The following is a 20,906-nucleotide window of genomic DNA, read 5'->3' as shown; positions in this document are numbered from 1 at the left end:
GGGCTTCGCCACACACTTACAATCGCCTGTCAAGTTCTTTTTCCTCATTTGGGCAAAAAAAGAGCAGGCTATCTTTTTGATAACCTGCTCTTTTGCATTCTATTGAACTTACACCTTAACTTAATGACATTGCCCAATTGGGCTGCTTTTTACTTTATTAATCGTAGCTGGGAAGTAGCATGAGCTATTCCTTAACCGCACCAATGACAATCCCTTTTACAAAGTAACGCTGCAAGAAAGGATAAACCAATAGAATCGGTAATGCGCCGATAAAGATCTGCGATGCGCTAATGGTTCTTTGCGACATATTGGCAACCATTTGCGGATCAAGCTTAGTCATATCCTTTTGAACGATAATCGTTTGCATGAAGCTTGCAAGAGGCAGCTTCTCAGCATCTTTCATATAGATGATACCGTCGAAATRGGAATTCCAATGTCCGACCATAATAAACAAGGAAACCGTTGCAATCGCAGGCAAGGAGATCGGCAAATAAATCATGAAGAAAGTACGCAGCTGGCCGGCTCCATCAATGAAAGCAGCTTCTTCCAGATCCTTTGGAACAGTACGGAAGAAGTTTAGCAAAAGAATAACGTTATAAACGCCGACTGTACCTGGCAGAATAAGCGCCCATAAAGTATTCATTAGTCCGAGCTTAAGGATGAGGAGGTAGCTTGGAATAAGTCCGCCTGCAAATAGCATCGTAACGACAAAATACCAAAGATAAACGTTGCGAGCACGGAAGATATGAGAATCTTTGGACAGCGCATAAGCAGCAAGTGTACTAACTAGCATAGCAAGCGCCGTACCAAGGATGGTCCGCTGTGTCGACACCCACAAGGAAGTTAGGAAATTGCTGTTGTCGAACGTCTTGGCATAGGCTTCTAATGTGAAACCGATCGGCCAAAAAGTGACCAATCCCGCATTGGCGGGAGCGGACGCACTCATGGAAACCATGAGAAGGTGATATAGCGGCAGCAAGCATAATATGGAAAGAAGAATCAAAAACACGTTGTTAAATATGCTGAAAATACGGTATGGCAGTGTTTTATGGTGCATACGTTGTCACCCTTTCTAGAAGATTCGGTAACCGGCAAATTTATAAGCAAGACGATAAGAGATTACGATTAGAATCAAGCTGATCCCTGATTTAAACAGGCTAACGGCTGTTGCAAAGCTGAATTGACCGCTGAGTAGACCTTCACGATAGACAAAGGTGTCAATAATATCACCCTGCTGATAAATCAAAGGACTGTACAAGTTGAACACTTGGTCGAAGTTTGCATTTAGTACGTTACCAAGCGCCAAGGTTGCAACTACAATTGCAATTGGAATGAGTGATGGAATCGTAATATGCGTCGTTTGCTTGATACGGCCTGCACCGTCAACTTCAGCAGCTTCATAAAGTGCTGGATTAATACCGGCAAGCGCTGCAAGGAAGATAATCGTATTGAATCCAAATTCCTTCCATACATCACTAAAAATAATGGTGAAGCGGAACCAGGCGCCATCGCCCAAAAAGAAAATCGGCTTAATGCCGAATACATTGCTAATAAATTGATTAATGATTCCTGTCTGTGCGAGCATATCGATCAAAATTCCGGATAGCGTGACCCAGGAAAGGAAATGCGGCAGATAGACGAGCGTTTGGATTGATCTTTTGAGCCCCATGTTCCTGACTTCATTCAGAAGCAAAGCAAAAATGAACGGAATGATTAAGTTCAGCACGATTTTGGAGCAAGCAAAAAATAGGGTGTTCCACGTAATTTGCAAGAAATAATCATTTTGAAACATGTATTCAAAATGCTTCAAGCCTACCCATGGAGAGCCCATCATTCCAAGCGAAGCTTTATAATCTTGAAACGCCATCATAATACCTGTCATCGGTATATAGGAGAAGATGAAAACCGAAAGTACCGCCGGCAGCACCATGAAATGCAGCATCCAAGGTTGTTTATATTTGTGTTTTGTTTTTGCTCGTGGTGTGGTCTCCAAAGTCACTTGCTTTTCTGTGTTTGCTTCCATAGCTATCCCCCGTWCCATAAAATTGGTTTGTGTATAATAAGAAACCCTGCTATATATAGTAACAAGCATTTCTCTTACTGGACTATAGGACAATGTTAGGATTGATATGGTTTTGTTAGGGGATATCGTCTGGAGGAATGAATGATGGAGATTAGTAACGGTCTTGCTTTTGTCAAAAGAAAGATGGGTGCTCGGTTTAGCCTGTTTTCTAAAATGAATGGGTTGATCTTAATTTTGTTCATCCCCATTGTAATCATGTATACGTATTCAAATGACGTAGCCTTTAACGTTGTCAGCAAGGAGCTTAAGCTATCGAACACGAGACAGTTGTCCTTTTTGTCCAGTCAAATTGACTCGCGGATTAATCAGATGGTCGATTTCTCCAATACATTCTCGAAAGATCCGAATGTGCAGAGATTTAATGGGCTTAAAATATGGGAAGATCGTTATGACCGCATGCAGACCCGCTTTATCGTTCAAGAGAAGATGGCACTGCAATCAGGCGTCATTAACATATGGCCAGTCAGATACACTGTATACTCGCAGCAAAACAAAGAGTTGATATCAAATTACAACAATCCTGCTGAGTACGATGAGGAATTTTTAAAGCGAAACATGAGCGGGAAATGGACTTATGGCAATGGTGAAGCCAAGGCTGATAATGAGGCCAGTTACTTTCATTGGTTTTATACCGAATCATATGGGCAGCAAGGAAAACTGAATGGAAGCAATCTAGTCATTGAAGCGAGCTTCAGTTATGAAAATATTCAAAACATGCTGGACACCTATAAATCAGGCGGACAGGGCGACCCGATTTTTTATCATAAAGGTGACGCTCCGATTACGAACCGCAGTGCGGATCAACAGCTTTCAGGAGAGTTGGTTTCCTACTTGGACGAGCAGTCGCTGGAAGACACAACACAGCAGGTAGTGAAGCTGCATGGTGAGAACTATTTGGTGAGCTCGGTTAAATCCACTTATTTGGGCTGGCATTTGGTTGACGTTGTTCCGCTCGACCAAATATTGAAGCCGATATCGATCACTCGCAATTTGTTTTATGTTTCGATGATTTTGTTATTTGTTGTGGGCATATCTGCTTCCATCCTGCTTTATCGTAATGTGCAGCGGCCGATCAGGCAATTGATCAAAGGTTTGCAAAGCGTACAGCGGGGGGATTTCTCGTTTCGGATCAGCTCAAGCGTAAATAATGAATTTTCATTTTTATTTTACCGCTTTAACGATATGTCACGACAAATTCAGGACTTAATTGAAAATGTGCTGAATGAAAAAATTCGGTCAAGGGAAGCGACATTAAAGCAATTGCAGGCTCAAATTAATCCGCATTTTCTATATAACTGCCTGGGCTATATAATTAATATGGCACAGATGAAAGAACAGGAAGYGGTTGTGTCGATGGCATACAACTTAAGCGCCTATTATCGCTATACGACTCGAACGGAGAGACAAACTGCCGCGCTGGACGAAGAAATTAAATTACTTATTAATTATTTGGACATTCAGAAGCTGCGCAACGGCAGAATAGATTATACAATAGATATCCCAGCAGAAATGCTGAAGCAGCGCATACCGCCGCTTATGCTTCAGCCTATCGTAGAAAATGCGGTCATTCATGGCATAGGAAAATCCTATACATCTGGTGAAATTCGAATTACCGGCGAGATGTCAGACGGGTTATGCAAAATATATATCGATGACGATGGCCCGGAGCTTGAGTCAAGTGTGCTTGAAGCGTTGAACACAAAGATGAGCGAGCCATTGAAAGAGGAAATGGGCTGCGGTCTTTGGAATACGAATCAGCGTATCATTCATCAATTTGGCGATAAATCTTATTTATGCTTCAAAAAATCGCCATTAGGAGGATTTCGGACAGAAATCGTATGGGAAACAGCATCTGGAGAAGAACAGAGACCTTATCCTACTTTAMAAGGAGACACACAACATGCAGATGATAATCGTAGATGATGAAGCACACTGGGTAGAGAATTTATCGATGCACAAGCCTTGGCATACACTTGGTATTGAGCAGGTTCATAAAGCTTACTCTGCACATGAGGCGCTTCAAATTATAGAAACGAATCCCATTGATATTGTCATATCCGATATTTTAATGCCCGAAATGACGGGGCTTGAACTCATAGAGAAAATCCGGGAACGCGATAAAAGAATGAAATGTATTATTTTATCAGGACATTCGGACTTTGAATTTGCCAAAAAAGCGGTCCAAAATCAAACGGTAGATTATTTGCTAAAGCCGCCGTCGGATAACGAGCTATTCAGCGCGGTTAAGACTGCGATTGACCAATTGCAAGCGGAATGGGAAGCGGTCAGCTCGCAGGAGCGGACGGAGTATACGCTGAGGGAGAACCTGCCGCTGCTGCGCGGTCAGTTGCTGATTGATGCGCTAAAAGGCTACCGGATGTCTGCTGATGAATGGACTCGAAAGCTTGAAAGCTACGGCTTGCCGTTCAGCTATGGAGACTGCACATTGCTGCTCGTACGTATGGAAGAGGAATTTGGGCAATATACAAGTAACGGTCAACAGCTGATGGAATATGCCATTATCAATATGGCGGAAGAGATCTTCAGTGAATTTTCTGAAGTATGGGGAGTTAAGGAGGAGCATGGTTATTTGGTGTTCTTGCTTCAACTGAAGGATAAGGGTTCAATCCCTGGAAAAGAGAAGATTTTGGAGAAGCTTGCGATTCAGCTTCAGCATAAAGTAAAACAATTTTTGAAGGGCTCCTTATCCATCGTACTATCAGAATCTTTCAAGTTTCCTGAACAGCTTCAGGATAATTATCGCAAATCGTTTGCTTACTTTAGGCAAATCGTAGGGGACGAGCGAGAATTTGTTATGCGGGTTGGCGATATGGAGCCAAGCGTATCGCATGGTCCGTTGGACGCTCTTTATATGCCGCCGTCTTTGATCAGCTTATTAGAGGCTGGGCGCTGGGAGGCTGCGGAGGATAAGCTGGTGGGCGTTTGCGCGGAGCTCGACGAGAGATGGTCCGACTCATGGGAGCATTGCATGGAGGCTGGATTTTTGATCGCCTCCTCGTTCACACAGCTGGCACATCGGAATGGGCATACGCTGGTCAAGCTGCTAGGGGCAGATATGGAGCCTTTGCAAAGCGGAGAAGCTTTTACATCGATCAGCAAGCTGCGCAAGTGGTCGCTTAACGTGCTTTCAAAGCTGAAGGACGGCACCTCAAGTGAAATTAAAGATATACGTTCTTCTTATGTGAGGAAAATTCAAAATTTCGCGGAGGAGCATCTTCACGAAGACGTTTCTTTGCGAGCGCTCGCTGACCATGTGAATTTGCATCCTACTCATCTATCCAAAATATATAAGATTGAGACGGGTGAAGGCATAAGTGATTATATATCACGTCTGCGGATGGAACGAGCCTGCCATAAGCTGAAAACGACAAGCAAAAAGATTTATGAAATTAGCATGGAAATCGGCTATTTGGACCCGGCTTATTTTATCAAAGTGTTCAAACGCCAGTATGGTGTAACACCGCAGGAATATAGGGACGGCAATCAATAGCCTAACAGAGTCCTATGGAAACTAACAATGTCCTATAGATACCCCCCCGTACAAATTGTTAAAGTTACTCATGTAAGGATCTTACACCGTAGGGGGAAAAGAAAAATGGCTAAATTCAAAAAAGCAGGGCTTCTACTTGCAGCTTTGGGACTCGTTTTCGTTACAGCTTGCAGCGGTAATACCGGCAAGAACGCAAACAAAGAAGAGTCAGGTTCAACGAATACTAGTACTAGTACAGCTGATAGCGCATTCGCCGCTGGCAAATACGATCCACCGATTGAAATCAGCACCGTATTGATGCCGATTAAGAACTATGGCGGTAAAGGCGATACGAAGGAAAACAACGTCCATGATCGTTGGATGCTTGAAACACTTGGTATTAAACATAAGGATACTTGGTATCCAGCAAGTGATGATCAATACAGACAAAAGCTTCAACTTGCGATTTCTTCAGGCGAGAAGCTTCCGGATTTTGTAAAGGTACCAACAAACGCTGTATTGACTAACCAACTCATCGATTCTGGTCAGTTTATTGCAATCGATGAGCTGTTCGACAAGTACGCAACAAAAGTTTGGAAGGACCATGCTGAGAAAAACCCTGAGCTTTGGTATCCCTTTACAAGAGATGGCAAGAAATACAATGTGCCATTGATGGAGTACACGAACAATGACAACACGCTGCTTTGGCTTCGTGAAGATTGGATGGAGAAGCTGAAACTAGAGGCTCCAAAAACAATTGCAGATCTTGAAGTCATTATGGACAAATTCAAAAACGAAAACCCTGACGGCCTAGCGCCAAAAGATGTTTATCCACTAGCGATTTCTTTGAAAGGCGCTACGAACACTTGGATGGGCGGACTTGATTGGTTATTCGGTGCTTATGGTTCTGTTCAAGAGCAATGGAACAAAGATAAAGACGGAAATCTTGAATACGGTTCCGTAAATCCAGGAGCAAAAGCAGCACTTGCGAAGCTTCAAGAATGGATGAACAAAGGTTATATCCATGCAGACTCCGCTTTGTGGGATGAAGGCAAGTCAGCAGAAAGCTGGACAAAAGGCGCAGCAGGCATCTTGCCAGGCGCAAACTGGGTACCAGATTGGCCGGCTCCAGATTTGTTGAAAAACGTCCCAGGCTCCAAATATAAAGCTTACCCGGTACCTGCAGGTCCGGACGGTTACATGGGTACAAAATGGCAGAACTCTGGCGTAAACGCTAGTATTATGATCAACAAGGATGCGAAGCATCCGGAAGCTATTTTCTTGTACTACAACTACTTGCTTGAAAACCTAGCGAATCCTACGGTTGGCAGCAAATATGAGCATGGCTTTGCACAAGGCTATGACTGGGATATCGTAGACGGTCAACCAACGAGCAACAAGGATAAAATCCCTGGATTCACGAACGAATTCCCGTTCCTAACAGGTCCGGCTCGTATTCCTGATCTATTTATGACAACTTTGGTTAAGCTTGCTGATGGAGCTGCTCCGGAAACACCTTACGAGAAACAAACGGCTGAATTCCGCAAACCTGAAAACTGGTATGCAGCAAAAGTCGTTATGGATCAAAAGGATATTCGCAAGCAAAACTACTTTACAGGTGCAGCAACAGAAACAATGGTTTCGAAATGGAACTTGCTGCGTCAATCCGAGATGGAAACGTTCAACAAAATCATCTACGGCAAATTGCCGGTTGATGCTTTCGATGAGTTTGTATCCAGCTGGAAAGCAAATGGCGGAGACCAAATCACAAAAGAAGTTAATGAGTGGTTCCAATCCGTTTCTAAGAAATAAAGATCTTGGCCCGCAGAGTCTTCTGCGGGCTTTTTTGTGTGTGCTGGGTTGTGTGGTGCGAATGGGGGAGGAGGTGGGTGGCACCAACAAGATAAAAAAGGGGATAGAGCGGCTGGTGCGTGGGAGGTGGATGGTTGTTTATGGAGCGGTGTTGGTGGTGAGTAAGATAGTTAGTAAGTCAGTAATTCAGTAAGTGAATGATTAAATGAATGAATGTCGGACGCTCATGTGTGGAACTATGATAGCGGGTATTCTGTAGTGGACTATTGGGTGTGGAACGGTAATGGTGGTGTGTTTGGGCATGGAGCAGCGCGGATGTTGTGTGTTTGGCGAAGGATTCGGAGTAGAACGCTGCAATGTGGAATGGATGAAGCAGACTTGCTTGAGCGTAACGGACATCAGAGCGCTTATTTGAGTAGAATCTGCTGTTTTTGCAGAGCTAACGGACATAGGTTCCGTTATTTGGGCTAAAGTGCTTGAAATTAGTACCTTTTTACTAGAATAACGGAACCTATGTCCGTTAAATTCTAGATTAGACATAATTATTGGAAATAGCGGAACCTATGTCCGCTAGGTGCTAGCCCATAAATGCCAAGCAATGTTTTTGAGGTGATCTGGTGTCAAAGATTTCGAACGCAGAATATATGGATGAATGTGAGAAAAAGGTCTGAAGGGTATATGCATGAAAGATGATCATGCTACGAAAGATGCGGGTAGTGTGGGCTTGGTAAACAATTATGTGTGGAGCGGTGATTGTGAAGTGGGAGTGGGAGTGGGAGTGACGTGGATGACGATTTTGCTTGGAAAACGACAGGTGGCGTGGTAAACAATTGTGCATGGAAGAGTGATGGTGACGACGAACGAGCGCGGAACGAAGCAAAAAGTATGGTTGAGTGGACTATTGTATGGGAACGGTGATTGTGGTGTGGGTGTGGGAGAGGGTGTGGAGGGAAATCGTGCTACTAGAGATGTGGAAGTATTGTGTGCGAGCAACATTATGTGGAACAGTAATGGTGGCTTGCTTGTAGCGGACGTTTGAGTTCGGAACGGTGAGGATGTTGTGTGTGTAGCAAATGATTCGGTGTAAAACGCTACAATGTGGAATGGATGAAGCAGACCTGCTTGAGCGTAACGGACATCAGAGCGCTTATTTGTGTAGAATCGACTGTTTTTGTAGAGTTAACGGACATATGTTCCGTTATTTGGGCTAAAGTGCTTGAATTTAGCGCTTTTTTAATAGAATAACGGATCCTATGTCCGTTAAAATCCAGATTAGAAGTAATTATTGGAAATAACGGAACCTATGTCCGTTAGATGTAAGCCAAATGATGCCCAGCAATGTTTTTGAGGTTGTGCTTGTTGGAAATAACGGAACCTATGTCCGTTAGATGTAAGCCAAATGATGCCCAGCAATGTTTTTGAGGTTGTGCTTGTTGGAAATAACGGAACCTATGTCCGTTAGATGTAAGCTAAAGGATGCCAACACCGTTTAAAGCTTGTGATTATTGGATGTCCGACATTTCGAGTATGCAGCATTCGTAAAAAATAGCTGCTCCAGCACCGCAATTGCCATCGTGTTAATGTGCTAATAAAGGTGCTGGGTTAGTTTGTATGGTGTATCGTAGTGGCTAAATGGACTTCGAAATCATCTGAATATATGCGGCATACATGCGTCCTAGCTCTCGTAATAACATCGGCTGCACAAATACGAGCACTAAGCCGATCCCGCCAGCTATCCAAGAGCGCTGTGCAGAAGTAATCTCTGCGTAAAAAGGAAAGAAGGTCCAGGTGGACTGAAATAGATCAAAGTTGAAGAAGTCTGCACTCACCTTATAGGCAAATGGGGAAAACATGACTGCATAGGCGGTAACCGGCAGGACAATCCCTAGTGTAAATCCGGTAATACCAATCGGAAGCTGCAATAGGCTGTACAGAATACCTTGGTAGGTTTGACCTTTTCCAAGAAGACGAAACATTGACCGCGAGCCTTCCCAGCTAAGGGATAGTTGATCGTTTACCCGATCAAGCGATTGGGAATTACCTCGATACCAAGCTAGAGTAGATTGTTGTTCCTTGACCATCATCCAGCGACACGCTGCAAGTGTCGCCCACAACATGGGCAATCCAACCCATAAGATGATCAGCGGCAAGCTTACTGATAAACCTGCAACAGCTATTACAAATGCTATGATTCCTTTCGGAAGCGACATTAGAAGCATGGCCCAAGCTTTTACGGCACTTTGTTTTTGCATGTATAGAACCCCTCTCTTACCAACACTTCCTTCAGTATAGAGGGATCATTCCACTTAAGCATTGATCCAAAGACTGGATAGCGTGCTCGACTTTGGTCTAGTATTCTTATCTTTTTTTTGGAAAATAAACTCAGACCAACCGTTCCGTATCCTGCGTTCTCTCAACCAACACGCGCATTAAGCCTTTTAAAACATGAATTTTTTGGAAGCAAAAAGCAAATACCTGCTCTCTAGTCAGTTCCAGCAAAATGGTGCGGCTAATGGCTGTACAATCGGCTGAACGCGGCTGTCCGTCGATGATGGCCATCTCACCAAAGCATTGTCCGACCTCGAGTGTTGCAAGCTGCTCAGATCCCTTATGCACTTGCACTTTCCCCTCAATAATTCCGTACATGGTGTCACCATCCTCACCAATGCCACAAATTCTCTCACCGGGCTCATACACGGACTCTTCCACCATTCTAGCCAGTTTTATAACGTCTTCTTGTGAGCAGTGGGCAAAAAGGCTAATCTTCTGCAGCACAAGAATACGCCTAATAATCGTCTCGTTTCGGTCTTCAGCTTCAATTGACGCAAGAGCATGATCCTCGACAGCGGCATCTTCTATTGCAGCTTCCACAATGGCTCTGGACACCTTCTCATTAGTGTTGCGCAATCGGAGCGACAACTGCTTCATCAGCTCCATAGCAATTTCGGTTCGATCAAAAATCATTTCGTAAAATGCACTCGAAGTCAGCTCGTATAGGACGACATTCTCTTCCGCTATAACGGTTGCAGAGCGAACTCTTTGCGTGATCACGCTTATCTCGCCAAAATAATCGTAAGCGCTGAGCTCATTAATTCTGTGGCCATGGATATAAATGCCTGTACGGCCTTGTTCAATAAGATAGAGAGAGTCACCAGCATCTCCTTCGCGAACGATTTCGACTCCTTTATTTATCCATACCTTTTGCAGGCGCATCGCGATGTTGTAGAAATCACGACCTGTTAAACCAGCAAACAACGCTACACGTTTGAGCAAATGAATTTGTTTCATAAGTGAATCCTGCTCAAGCTTATCGTTTGATTGTGATAAATAATCAATATTTAGATTAATCCAAGGATCGCCTTGATCATAAAACCACTGTATTGCTTCTTTAACATGCAATTCTGAGGGAGCTTCTTCTCCGGGAGTGGAAGACGATGAAATGATTTTTGTCATGTCAGTCCGCAATTTTCCTTTAAGCAGCTGGTCAATTACTTCAATGGCATTAGCCTGCTGCCTAGCATTGCCATCCTGCCAATTGGCATACACAGCGTGAATGGACCTTGAGTCATAAAGAAAGGCCAGCAGCTGAAAAATTCTTTTTACATGACGAACCCGCATCTGTTCAATCGCCTCAGCTAGATCACTCATGCGATTTGTATTACCGATAAGTGCAAGTTTCTCCACCCATTTAAAATAATAGGAAATCTCCTGATCAATCAAATGCTCAGCATGTTTTTTGTCAACCTGATTGGCTCCAGCATGAATCCGAGTTGCAGACTCAAGTGCTTTCTCCCTAAACTCGCTGGAAAAGAGCAAATAATGCCTCAATAAGGCATCTAGTGCAGCTTGTGTTCCGATTTCCTCTAATACGCGTGGCAAATGAAGGTTAAACTCTTTCGCAGTCATGCGGCTTTCAAGTATAGGAATGATGATGGCTTCATCATAGCTTGTTAATGCAGCAGTAGCTTGAAGCCTGACCTTGCTATCATCAAGAAGTGGAATAATGAACCGAACCAGCTCGGGTACTCGCAATGTGGAAGCAGACTCCAATGCCCGTATACGAACGAGATGGGAGGAGTCCTCGAACATCGGGATCAACGGTTTGTAAAAGCTGGCAATGCCAATTTGTCCGAACAGGCCTGCCATGGCAATACGCTCTTCTTCCTGTCCATTTTTGAGCAGCTCCTTTATTACGCCGACGGCTTGGAACATGCCTTCTATGCCGTAATATTTAATTAATCCGACGATGGCTGCTGCTCGTATATGAACATCCTCATCATGCAGATAGGCAGTAATGCGATCTAATTGCTCTTCCAGCGCATAGGCAGATAAGGCAAGGATGGCATGGGCGCGAATGGTAACTGATGATGAAGAAAGATGGGCTTCAAGCTTCCTTTCACCAAGGGCAGGCGTGCTCAATTGAAGGTATTTTAACGCTTCGATCTGCAGCTCCTGAACGGGATGCTGAAGCAGAGGCGTGATCTGCTCATTCATATCAAATTCTTGTATGCCGCTAAGAATCGCAAAAGCATATAAAGCCTGCTGCTTGTCGTGCTTATGCAGCGCTGACGCTAAAATTTGAATGCTCGCTGGATCTACGAAATCCGGCTCATCTTGCAGGTCCATGCTTTTCGATTGCAGAGTTGATAAAAGCATGCTTAAATAGTTTTTCTTAATTTTTATCGCCGCAACTATACAGCAGCCAATCAACGCAAGAATAAAATAACTGAATTGCTCAATCGCGAACCATTGCGAAAGCACAATGAGACTGATTGCCGCGATTCCTTTGGCACCATTTCGTACAATGCCATCGAGGAAACCTTTGGCTCTTCCGCGCCATTCGGGAGCAACGGGAAACATAATGAGCTGACTTACGGAGGAGTATATCGTATCACCAAGCACCTTATCGCTTGCTTTAACTGCAGTTGCAATGGCAAGCACAGGCATGATGAGGAGTGCGAAGCTTCCTGTAAACAAGACGATCGGAAAAACAAGAATCGCAGTCATGACACCGTAGCGGGTTATCATTTTTCCGGAAATGAATAATTGAACAAATAGCGCAAGCAATCCCGCAAATCCATAAAAGCTGCCCATAAAGCTGGCGAGCTCTTCATTTTGCAAGGTGCCGCGAAGAATAACTTTGAATTGATAATCAATAAGCGTAAGCGAGATTGTAAGTGTTCCGGCCATGATCGCCACATATTTAAGATGAGGCACGCTTTGGAATAAGCCTTGTTTCTCTTCAACGGCTCGCGTTTGTGCTTTGGATAACTTTTTAACAGTAGATTTAACCGCGAAAAACTCGGCAGGATTTGGCACTCCTCGCAGCAGCTTAAGGACAAATAACAGGCAAAGCAGCTGTGCAGCAGCATAGATGAAGATTAAATTTTCGGTTCCTAACGGCTGTACCAGCAGCTTTAGACCAAAGCCGCTCAAAATACCGCCAACAAGTCCACCGCTTCCTACAAAACCAATCATGCGTTTCGCTTTGCGCTGATCCATAATGGAGGTCGCAAACTGCCAGAAGCAGACGATCATCAAAAAGTTTAGTACATCGTATCCGATGTAGATGACGGGGAAAATCCAGCTAAAGCCGATTCCGACAGCAAGACGCGAGAGAAGCGCGAGCATAGAAGCAATGATTATAACTCTAACAACGAGTTGATCGGTGCGGAAGCGTCCGCATAGCTTTTGGTATATAAATCCGGTTAAGAGAAGGGTGGCTGCTTGGGGCAAATACATATAAGATAAGACGGATGCGTCGTATCTGCTGAGAAACAAAGTATCTGCAGCTGTTCGACTGATAGTAGAGGCAGCGACGATGAAAAACAGATAACCGAATAAATAAAATATTTTGCTATATTCTGTTCGATCGGATTGAAATTGACGTGAGAGCAGAGTGAATGGATTAACGATATTTTTCTTAGACATGATACTTTTTCCTCTCCGTTTCTCTTCCTGCCCGCAATTGCTTAAGAAGAATAGTATATATGAAGAAAATACATATTGGAACAAAATTTGCTAGAATACTGCGCGATACGTATGTTCTTTTGGAGCAAGTAGTAGATTCTTTGCTAAAAATAATGTCATGATTTATGCTGTCAGATATTGAAAATGATAATCGTTATCATTTATAATGGTAATGAATGTTTATATGTAATGCTTTCACAGGGAGAAGGGAGTGATCCGACACGATGAAAATGAGTGATCACCTAATGTTATGGAATCATGCTTCGATCAAAGTGATGGATATACGGCATACGGTCATGGAACCAGGCGAGGAGCTGCGATCGTATCGCTTGCCAACCAGCGCTTTTTTTTATGCGATTCGCGGCAGTGCGCAGATGTGGTCGGATGGAACGATGCACATGGTGAATCGATTTCATGTTTTGCATGGCGGCAAAGGAATGTGCCTGGATATTACCGCTCATGATGCTTTTGAATATTATCTGATTTTTTATAAAGCTATTCTCGCTTTGCCTTCTCGCCAACCTTTAATGAAGCTAATGGAGACGGAGAACCCATTCCAACTGCAATATAGCTTTGTACCTCATTATCCGATCCCCTTATATCATAGTGTTGAGCTAATGAGCAAGGAATGGCGTGAGCCGGAACTGTTGGAGAAATTACATATAAAAATGCTATTCTATCAATTTGCCTATGAGCTTTTAAGTCAAATGAGCAGTCAAAACGTAAAGACCCAAAAGGTGGACCTCGTGTCACAAGTGGTTCGTTATATTCATGAGCACTCTTCAGACCGAGTAACATTGGACGAGCTTGCAGAGCTGCTGGATTGCAGCGTCAGTTACTTATCAAGAAAATTCAAGCATGCGACAGGCAAAAGTCCCATTGAGTATTTGATTGCTGTTCGAATCGACAGAGCGAAGGAGCTTTTGCAAAATACAGATGCAACGCTGCAAGAAATAGCCGAGAGCGTAGGTTTCTCCGATGACAGCTATTTCAATCGCATGTTCAAAAAACATGTAGGCATGTCGCTTGGTCAATTTAAAGCAAAGGTTCAAAATAATCCTGTGGATCGTTCAAGATATACAATTGTCCCACGCAGAATCAGGCGTTATAGTGGTAATGGTTATGAAAATCATTATCAATACAAGAAAGTGGGAATATTCAAAATGTATAGAGGATCAAGAACACCAATGGCTGCATCATTATTGCTTTGCTTTGTTTTATTTCTCAGCGCCTGCTCTGCGGGTACGTCAAATACGAGTTCAACAAACGGAGGGTCGTCTGCACCAACCGCTAATGTGTCTGAAGCAGCTGCAACCGACTCCACACCAGCAAATGTTACCCGCGTAGTAAAACATGCGATGGGGGAAGCAACAATAACCGGCGCGCCTGAGCGTGTTGTCATACTTACGAACGAAGGAACGGAAGCGCTTCTTGCCGTTGGCATTAAACCGATCGGCGCGGTGCAATCTTGGATTGGCGACCCTTGGTACGACMATATCAAAGATGAGATGCAGGACGTTACCGTTGTAGGCGATGAACTGCAGCCGAATATTGAAATGATCGCGAGCCTGAAGCCAGATCTAATAATCGGGAATAAGGTGAGACAGGAAAAAATATATGATCAGCTAAGCAAAATTGCGCCGACCGTATTCGCAGAGGACTTGGTTGGAGATTGGAAAATCAACTTTAAGCTTTATATGGAAGCCGTGGGTAAGACGGAAGAGGGCGAAAAGGCGATGGCTGACTTCGACAAGCGTGTTGCTGAAGTGAAAGCGAAGCTAGGCAGCAAAGCGGATACGAAAATTTCGGTTGCACGCTTCTCCGCTTCCCAGGTACGAATCTATCAGAAGCAAACCTTCTCGGGCGTCCTCTTAAATGATTTAGGATTTGCACGGCCTGAGTCACAGGATAAGGATTCATTTATTGAAGTGATGTCCAAAGAAACGATTCCAAGCATGGATGGAGACGTATTATTCTACTTCGTCACGGAGGCAGCTGGGAAGACCGATGCATCCAAGGTGGTAGAGGAGTGGATGAACGATCCGTTATTCAAAAAACTAAATGTCGTGCAAAACAACAAGGTAATAAAAGTAGATGAAGCGATTTGGAATTCTGCTGGAGGCTACAAGGCTGCGAATTTATTGCTCGATGAAATTGTTGCCTATTTTGATGTAAAGTAGCTTAGCATTGTTAGTCAGCAAGCTGACGTCGTGACTATCAGACGTCAGCTTATTTTTGATGAAAGGAGTGAAGTTAACATGGCATTAAGGCTCCATAGCCGCAAAAGAAAGCTGGTGAGTCTGGTGGCAGGCGCCGTGCTGCTGCTCATTGGTATGCTCGTTAGTATTCTATATGGCATCCATCTATTCGAATTAAAAGATTTATGGCGTGCCTATACGCAATTTGATGGTTCGGATGCACATCTCATTATTAGAAATGCGCGAGTTCCTCGAGCATTAATTGCGGCAGCAGTAGGGGCGAGTCTTGCTATTGCGGGTGCAATCATGCAAGTGTTAACCAAAAATCCGTTAGCTTCTCCATCTATATTTGGCATCAATTCAGGCGCTGTTCTATTTATTGTTGTCAGCTTGGCTATGCTAGGCTCGTCACTAACTATGAATAGAATGGTTTGGATTGCTTTAGCAGGCGCAGCCACTACTTCTTTGCTTGTTTTTACACTGGGAATGCAGGGGAGAAGCGGTTTTGAGCCAATTAAGCTTACGTTGGCCGGGGCTTCTGTAGCTGCATTTGCTTCCTCTCTATCCTCAGGCATGATGCTGATAAATAAAGAATCTCTTGATTCTGCATTGTTTTGGATGGTCGGTTCTGTATCTGGGAGACAATTAAATCATCTAACTATTGTATTTCCTTATATGCTTCTAGGATGGGTCTTAGCGCTGCTATTGGCAGGCTCTTTAAACGTCATGGCTTTGGGTGATGATAGTGCCAAAGGCCTTGGCCAGCGAATGATGCTTATACGGGTTGTGYCTGTCCTTGCTGTTGTACTTCTAGCAGGAAGCTCGGTAGCGGTGGCAGGACCAATTGCGTTCATTGGATTAATTGTACCCCATCTCTGCAGATATATAGTTGGAAATGACTATCGCTGGCTATTTCCTTATTGTGCGTTGGTAGGAGCAATCCTCCTCGTATTCGCTGATATCGCTTCGCGGTTTATCCTTATGCCCAAGGAGGTACCTGTAGGTGTCGCTACTGCGCTTATTGGTGTTCCTTTCTTGATTTATGTGGCGAGAAGGAGTAAACATGCATAGAGGAATAGGCAAATCTATCTTAATACTCGCAATATTAAGCATCGCACTGATTGCGTTGTCTATTCTTTGTTTATCCATAGGCGGTGTAAGTATTCCTGTTAAGGAAATCTTCCTTTCACTGCTGGGTAAGAATAAAGAGGGCAGCGACTTAATTATTATGCAGTTTCGTATGCCGCGAATTGTGGCAGCTGTTTTAGTCGGCGCTGCTTTAGCGGTTGCAGGTGCTGTGCTTCAAGGCGTGATACGGAATCCGCTTGCATCACCAGATTTGCTGGGTGTGACCGGCGGGGCGTCAGTTGCGGTTGTAGCTTTTATGACGCTATTCACAGGATACAGTGTTCACTGGATTCCTTTCTTAGCTGTCGCAGGGGCTTTCGTTATTGCTGCTCTAAACTATGCGCTAGCTTGGAAAAATGGGGTTTCACCGTTCAGGCTCGTACTTATTGGTATTGGCATATCGACTGCTATGGGTGCACTTACGATATTTCTGCTTATTAGCGGACCAGCCTATTTGGCTGCGCAAGTGCTGAACTGGATGACCGGAAGCATCTACGGGACGAGTTGGAAGTATATTGAGGTGTTGTGGCCTTGGGTCGCCATCTTCATTCCATTATCCATTCTCTATGCAAAAGAGCTGAACGTACAATCCTTAGGTGAAGCAACGGCAATCGGATTAGGCAGCCGACTTCAATTAAGCCGTATGATCCTGCTGTTCTATAGCGTAGCGCTTGCAGGAGCAGCGGTCGGAATTGCTGGAACTATTTCCTTTTTAGGATTATTGGCGCCACATATGGCTAGAAAGCTTATCGGCCATTCTTATAAGCTAGTAATTCCAGTATCCGCTCTTCTGGGTGCGATGATATTGCTATTGGCTGATCTGGCGGGGAGAACGCTTTTCCAACCGCTTGATATACCAGCCGGCGTCTTTACCGCAGGTATAGGCGCTCCGTTCTTTATGTACCTTTTGTTTAAACGGAAAGCTTTTAAATGATGTTGTTCGCTCAAAAAGAAGAACGGCGACCGATTATGGTCGCCGTTTTTTCTTGTATAATTATTCTAGGAAGCTTAATAGCCAATGAATGCCTTGAAGCAGATTCTAAAACGGAATCGGTCGAGGAGAGCTAGCTAAAAAGAAAATCCCCCGTATTCTGAACAATTCAGGGGGATTTTCCGTGCTAATAGCAGCAACGATTAAACATGCTGCTATCCTAATAGCCTTATTTTCTGCTGCTTAAATTCATCTTCCGTTATAAGATTATCTCGCAACAATGAGGAAAGTTTTAATAATTCATCTGCAACTGAAAGTTGATTAGCGTTAGTCGGCTTTTCCGTTTCATCCACTTGCTTAATTAAAAAACTCAACATAGCATGCCAATGCGTAATTTCATTATCAACGGATCTGAACATTATATTGTCTTTAGTAATGCCCTTTGGGAAAATCTCAAACGTAATGCGATGGAAAGGTTTTGACATATTATTAACAACGATAAGAAGTTGAACTTTCTTGATTAGATCAAGAGTGGTTCTTGAAGCGCTTAGGCCACCAATAATAGCTCCAGTATCTCCAGCCATAGATCTGCCAAGCAAAGCTCTGCCAATGATGTCCGTTCGTGAGGAAGAGGTTACTGTAACACTGTCATGAAGAATGGTTGATTGTAAAATATCTTTATAGAGAAAAATCTCGCATTTGTAATTGTATTCATTCTTGCTTAATAAAGGCTCCGTATTAGTCTCCTGATTATAAATGATGCATATTTTTTTATTTGTTTCATCCAATGCAATATAGCTTTCTTTATCATCCGACATAAATTCTTGTGAAAGTTTAAAATCTTTTATGCCTGGCACCATATCTTTAATTTGTTTTTCAAGATTTATCGATAATTGATAATAATTTTTACTTTTCCGATTAGCGGCAGTAAGTGTGAATAATATAAAACCTGAAAATCCAATTAGCATGATGGTTTCATGACGCGCAAACAAACCAATAATACCGACAAGCAAAAATACTGCCAAAAAAAATACAGATGGATTTCTATACATCGTTTCTCCCCTATCAAAAACGAACGCAAATGGTTGGATTTGATCATTCGTTTACTTATTAGGAATATCGTACCATGAAAATCTTCCATTTGTCATAACAATCTTCTCTCCATTTTCTCCTGCCAAACGCTTAAAGATGGTTTATACTAAAAACAACAGAAAAAATCGAATTCGAGGTGAAAGAGAATGGCTTATATGGTCCCAGAGGTTATCCGGACGAGTGCGACTGCTGGGGAGCGGTTATTGTTTCGTACGCTGAAGGATTATCTGCCGAGCGATTATGCGGTTTATTTTGAACCGGAAATTGGGGGGAATCGCCCTGGCTTCGTAATCATAGGCCCAGATCTGGGATTGGTCGTTCTTGAAGTGAAGGACTATACGAGGTCTGCTCTATTCGAGGTTGATCGTGACGAGTGGCGTTTGCATGCATCTGGAGGTCAGATTCAAGCTGTCATGAACCCTTATCAAGAAGCAAGGGAGAGCTTGCGGCAGGTGGCGGGCGAGCTAAGAAATGATGACAGCCTCATTGAACAGAAAGGCAAATTTCAAGGACAGCTCAAATTTCCGAACGGCTTCGGAACGGCTTTTACACGGCTGAAGCAGAAGGATTTTATAGAAAATGGTTTGTACGATGTCATTGCAGAGCAATTTGTGCTTTGCCGCGACGAGATCGACCCTGAGGATGCTGGATTTACAGCCGATTCCCTCATTGAGAAGATCCATGGCATGTTTACGGCACGCAAGCGCAGCAGCTACATTTTATCGCAAGAGGAGATCAGGCAGATTCGTAATCACCTCATACCTGAGGCGCGGATCAGCGCGGAATTTCTCCAGCCTGCAAATCAGAAGCAGCAGGAGCAGTTCGTACTGTCGCATCACAATATTAAGGGTATGGATCTGCATCAGGAAAATATGGCAGAGCAGCTTGGTGATCGCCATCGGCTTATCCGCGGCGTGGCGGGGAGCGGGAAGACGCTTGTCCTCGCCAGCCGAGCCAAACATTTGGCCAATCATCACCCAGACTGGAAGATTCTAGTCCTCTGCAGCAGTATCGCCTTGTCTCGAAGTCTTCGGCAAATGATTGACCGGAAGATGGAGGAGCCGGAGGATTTGCTTGATTGGATTAGACTAGCGGAGCAAAAGGAAGGCAAGCCTCGCGACCAAAACGTCGAGGTCTATAATTTTCATGAGTGGCTGCGAGCAGTGCTGAACGTGAGAGATACGGATGTCACTAAGCTTATTAGCAAGCTGGAGAAGAAGGAAGCTATTTTACCTACCTATGAAGCAATCCTTATTGATGAGGGTCAGGATTTTCAGCCAGAATGGCTTAAGCTTCTAAGTTATTTGCTTAATCCAGCGACACAAAATTTGCTGCTGGTTGAGGACCGGGCACAATCGTTCTTTAAACGGAAATCGAGCTTGCTGCAGGACACGGGGCTTGATTTTCGCGGACGTTCGCGCATTCTCTCCGTTAATTATCGCAACACGGCTCAAATCGCGCAGTTTGCTTGGGATTTCTATCAACGGCATTCTCTGTTTCAGAACAAAGTTCAGTACGGAGTGTCGAAAGGGGTAGAGATCATACCTCCTCAGAGTACACGGAGAAGCGGGCCTGAGCCAATATTGGAGCGTCGCGGGAGCTTTCAGGAAGAGATGAAGGCTGTCATTGAACAAATGCGATCCTTGCATGACCATCATAAGATTGCTTATTCAGAGATGGTCATCTTATACCGAGTAAAGGACAATTACTACTCCTCCTTCACGGATATGATCAAGAGGGCGCTTAAGAGACAAGGCTTTCCCGTATATTGGATCACAGAAAATGCCGATTTGAACCAGGAATCAGACATAGCCGGCGATGCGATTAACGTATCGGACATTGACAGTGTGAAGGGGCTCGATTTCCGAGCGGTCTTCATCGTAAATGCCGAGAACATGCCTTTCTCATTGGAAGATGTGGAGGAGCGGGAAGTATCGCTGTTTTATATTGCTATGACACGCGCATTGGATTGGCTGCACATTTCCTACAGCGGGGATTCCAAGTTTACGCTTTATTTGGACGAAGTGCAGCAGCAGCGGCTTAAGCAGGAGCATGCTATAAAGAAGATGGGATGAAGCGAAAGGCTAATTCCATGCTAATGAAAGGCTGTCCGATAACGCATCGGACAGCCTTTTTTTGCTGTCGAGAGCTTGAAGAGGGTTGGCTGAGGCTTCACAAGGAATTTGAAGAACTTTGTCGAAT

General features: G+C 44.0%; 15 protein-coding genes. 10 read left to right on the top strand and 5 right to left on the bottom strand.

The genetic code is table 11. The features are described 5' to 3' along the window. Positions 1 to 183: hypothetical protein (locus tag AB4Z17_RS11565; RefSeq protein ID WP_441959841.1), on the top strand; the 183-nt coding region annotated here is incomplete at its 5' end. Position 184: 1 nt separating this feature from the next. Here AB4Z17_RS11565 and AB4Z17_RS11560 read toward each other — a convergent pair. Together AB4Z17_RS11560 and AB4Z17_RS11555 are read right to left on the bottom strand one after the other, a co-directional pair. Then, positions 185 to 1,057 (bottom strand): carbohydrate ABC transporter permease, encoded by an 873-nt coding sequence (locus AB4Z17_RS11560; protein WP_441959839.1) that lies wholly within the window; start codon positions 1,055 to 1,057, stop codon positions 185 to 187. A gap of 15 nt (positions 1,058 to 1,072) precedes the next feature. After that, the gene (locus AB4Z17_RS11555; protein ID WP_339207058.1) at positions 1,073 to 2,023 is read right to left on the bottom strand and encodes an ABC transporter permease; all 951 of its coding nucleotides are present in this window, start codon (positions 2,021 to 2,023) and stop codon (positions 1,073 to 1,075) included. 141 nt (positions 2,024 to 2,164) lie between these two features. Between AB4Z17_RS11555 and AB4Z17_RS11550 the strand changes: the two genes are divergently transcribed. The 5 genes from AB4Z17_RS11550 (at position 2,165) to AB4Z17_RS11530 (ending at position 8,424) form a co-directional block, all read left to right on the top strand. Beyond that, positions 2,165 to 4,006: a cache domain-containing sensor histidine kinase gene (locus AB4Z17_RS11550; protein ID WP_441959837.1), complete on the top strand. Its 1,842-nt coding sequence runs from the start codon at positions 2,165 to 2,167 to the stop codon at positions 4,004 to 4,006. Continuing rightward, entirely contained in the window at positions 3,984 to 5,594 is a 1,611-nt protein-coding gene (locus tag AB4Z17_RS11545) for a response regulator transcription factor (protein WP_441959835.1), read from the top strand. Before AB4Z17_RS11550 ends, AB4Z17_RS11545 begins: the two co-directional genes overlap by 23 nt. A gap of 105 nt (positions 5,595 to 5,699) precedes the next feature. After that, on the top strand, positions 5,700 to 7,385 hold the full coding sequence (locus AB4Z17_RS11540) for an ABC transporter substrate-binding protein (protein ID WP_441907878.1): 1,686 nt from the start codon (positions 5,700 to 5,702) through the stop codon (positions 7,383 to 7,385). Positions 7,386 to 7,668: 283 nt separating this feature from the next. Continuing rightward, on the top strand, positions 7,669 to 7,800 hold the full coding sequence (locus AB4Z17_RS11535; protein ID WP_441907877.1) for a hypothetical protein: 132 nt from the start codon (positions 7,669 to 7,671) through the stop codon (positions 7,798 to 7,800). Positions 7,801 to 8,217: 417 nt separating this feature from the next. Continuing rightward, the gene (locus tag AB4Z17_RS11530) at positions 8,218 to 8,424 is read left to right on the top strand and encodes a hypothetical protein (protein WP_441959833.1); all 207 of its coding nucleotides are present in this window, start codon (positions 8,218 to 8,220) and stop codon (positions 8,422 to 8,424) included. Between the two features lie 589 nt (positions 8,425 to 9,013). On the opposite strand, the gene AB4Z17_RS11525 is transcribed toward AB4Z17_RS11530, so the two are convergent. Together AB4Z17_RS11525 and AB4Z17_RS11520 are read right to left on the bottom strand one after the other, a co-directional pair. Next, a complete protein-coding gene (locus AB4Z17_RS11525; RefSeq protein WP_441959831.1) occupies positions 9,014 to 9,637 on the bottom strand; it encodes a sensor domain-containing protein in 624 nt (207 codons plus the stop codon). Positions 9,638 to 9,767: 130 nt separating this feature from the next. Then, a complete protein-coding gene (locus AB4Z17_RS11520) occupies positions 9,768 to 13,316 on the bottom strand; it encodes an Npt1/Npt2 family nucleotide transporter (protein ID WP_441959829.1) in 3,549 nt (1,182 codons plus the stop codon). 269 nt (positions 13,317 to 13,585) lie between these two features. Here AB4Z17_RS11520 and AB4Z17_RS11515 point away from each other — a divergent pair, with 269 nt between their 5' ends. From AB4Z17_RS11515 to AB4Z17_RS11505, 3 genes are all read left to right on the top strand, one after another. After that, positions 13,586 to 15,535, top strand: coding sequence for an ABC transporter substrate-binding protein (locus AB4Z17_RS11515; RefSeq protein ID WP_441959828.1), 1,950 nt, complete (start codon positions 13,586 to 13,588; stop codon positions 15,533 to 15,535). Between the two features lie 78 nt (positions 15,536 to 15,613). Then, entirely contained in the window at positions 15,614 to 16,624 is a 1,011-nt protein-coding gene (locus AB4Z17_RS11510) for a FecCD family ABC transporter permease (protein WP_441959826.1), read from the top strand. Then, on the top strand, positions 16,617 to 17,615 hold the full coding sequence (locus tag AB4Z17_RS11505; RefSeq protein WP_441959824.1) for a FecCD family ABC transporter permease: 999 nt from the start codon (positions 16,617 to 16,619) through the stop codon (positions 17,613 to 17,615). The genes AB4Z17_RS11510 and AB4Z17_RS11505 overlap by 8 nt, the downstream gene beginning before the upstream one ends. Positions 17,616 to 17,827: 212 nt before the next feature. Here AB4Z17_RS11505 and AB4Z17_RS11500 read toward each other — a convergent pair whose 3' ends face one another. After that, positions 17,828 to 18,664, bottom strand: coding sequence for an SHOCT domain-containing protein (locus tag AB4Z17_RS11500; protein ID WP_441959822.1), 837 nt, complete (start codon positions 18,662 to 18,664; stop codon positions 17,828 to 17,830). A 186-nt stretch (positions 18,665 to 18,850) separates the two neighbouring features. Between AB4Z17_RS11500 and AB4Z17_RS11495 the strand changes: the two genes are divergently transcribed. Next, positions 18,851 to 20,779, top strand: coding sequence for a 3'-5' exonuclease (locus tag AB4Z17_RS11495; protein ID WP_441959821.1), 1,929 nt, complete (start codon positions 18,851 to 18,853; stop codon positions 20,777 to 20,779). Positions 20,780 to 20,906: the final 127 nt, after the last annotated feature.

The sequence above is a fragment of the Paenibacillus sp. TAF43_2 genome (assembly GCF_052113545.1).
In the GTDB taxonomy this organism is placed as follows: Bacteria; Bacillota; Bacilli; order Paenibacillales; family Paenibacillaceae; genus Pristimantibacillus.
The sequence above is the reverse complement of the archived record's forward strand: the minus strand, read 5'-3'. Positions and strand labels throughout refer to the sequence as shown.

Excerpts from the sequence above, each read along its gene's own strand:
- AB4Z17_RS11495 (WP_441959821.1), top strand. The coding sequence starts at position 18,851 with ATGGCTTATATGGTCCCAGAGGTTATCCGGACGAGTGCGACTGCTGGG.
- AB4Z17_RS11545 (WP_441959835.1), top strand. The coding sequence starts at position 3,984 with ATGCAGATGATAATCGTAGATGATGAAGCACACTGGGTAGAGAATTTA.
- AB4Z17_RS11540 (WP_441907878.1), top strand. The coding sequence starts at position 5,700 with ATGGCTAAATTCAAAAAAGCAGGGCTTCTACTTGCAGCTTTGGGACTC.
- AB4Z17_RS11500 (WP_441959822.1), bottom strand. The coding sequence starts at position 18,664 with ATGTATAGAAATCCATCTGTATTTTTTTTGGCAGTATTTTTGCTTGTC.
- AB4Z17_RS11535 (WP_441907877.1), top strand. The coding sequence starts at position 7,669 with ATGGTGGTGTGTTTGGGCATGGAGCAGCGCGGATGTTGTGTGTTTGGC.
- AB4Z17_RS11555 (WP_339207058.1), bottom strand. The coding sequence starts at position 2,023 with ATGGAAGCAAACACAGAAAAGCAAGTGACTTTGGAGACCACACCACGA.
- AB4Z17_RS11520 (WP_441959829.1), bottom strand. The coding sequence starts at position 13,316 with ATGTCTAAGAAAAATATCGTTAATCCATTCACTCTGCTCTCACGTCAA.
- AB4Z17_RS11505 (WP_441959824.1), top strand. The coding sequence starts at position 16,617 with ATGCATAGAGGAATAGGCAAATCTATCTTAATACTCGCAATATTAAGC.
- AB4Z17_RS11525 (WP_441959831.1), bottom strand. The coding sequence starts at position 9,637 with ATGCAAAAACAAAGTGCCGTAAAAGCTTGGGCCATGCTTCTAATGTCG.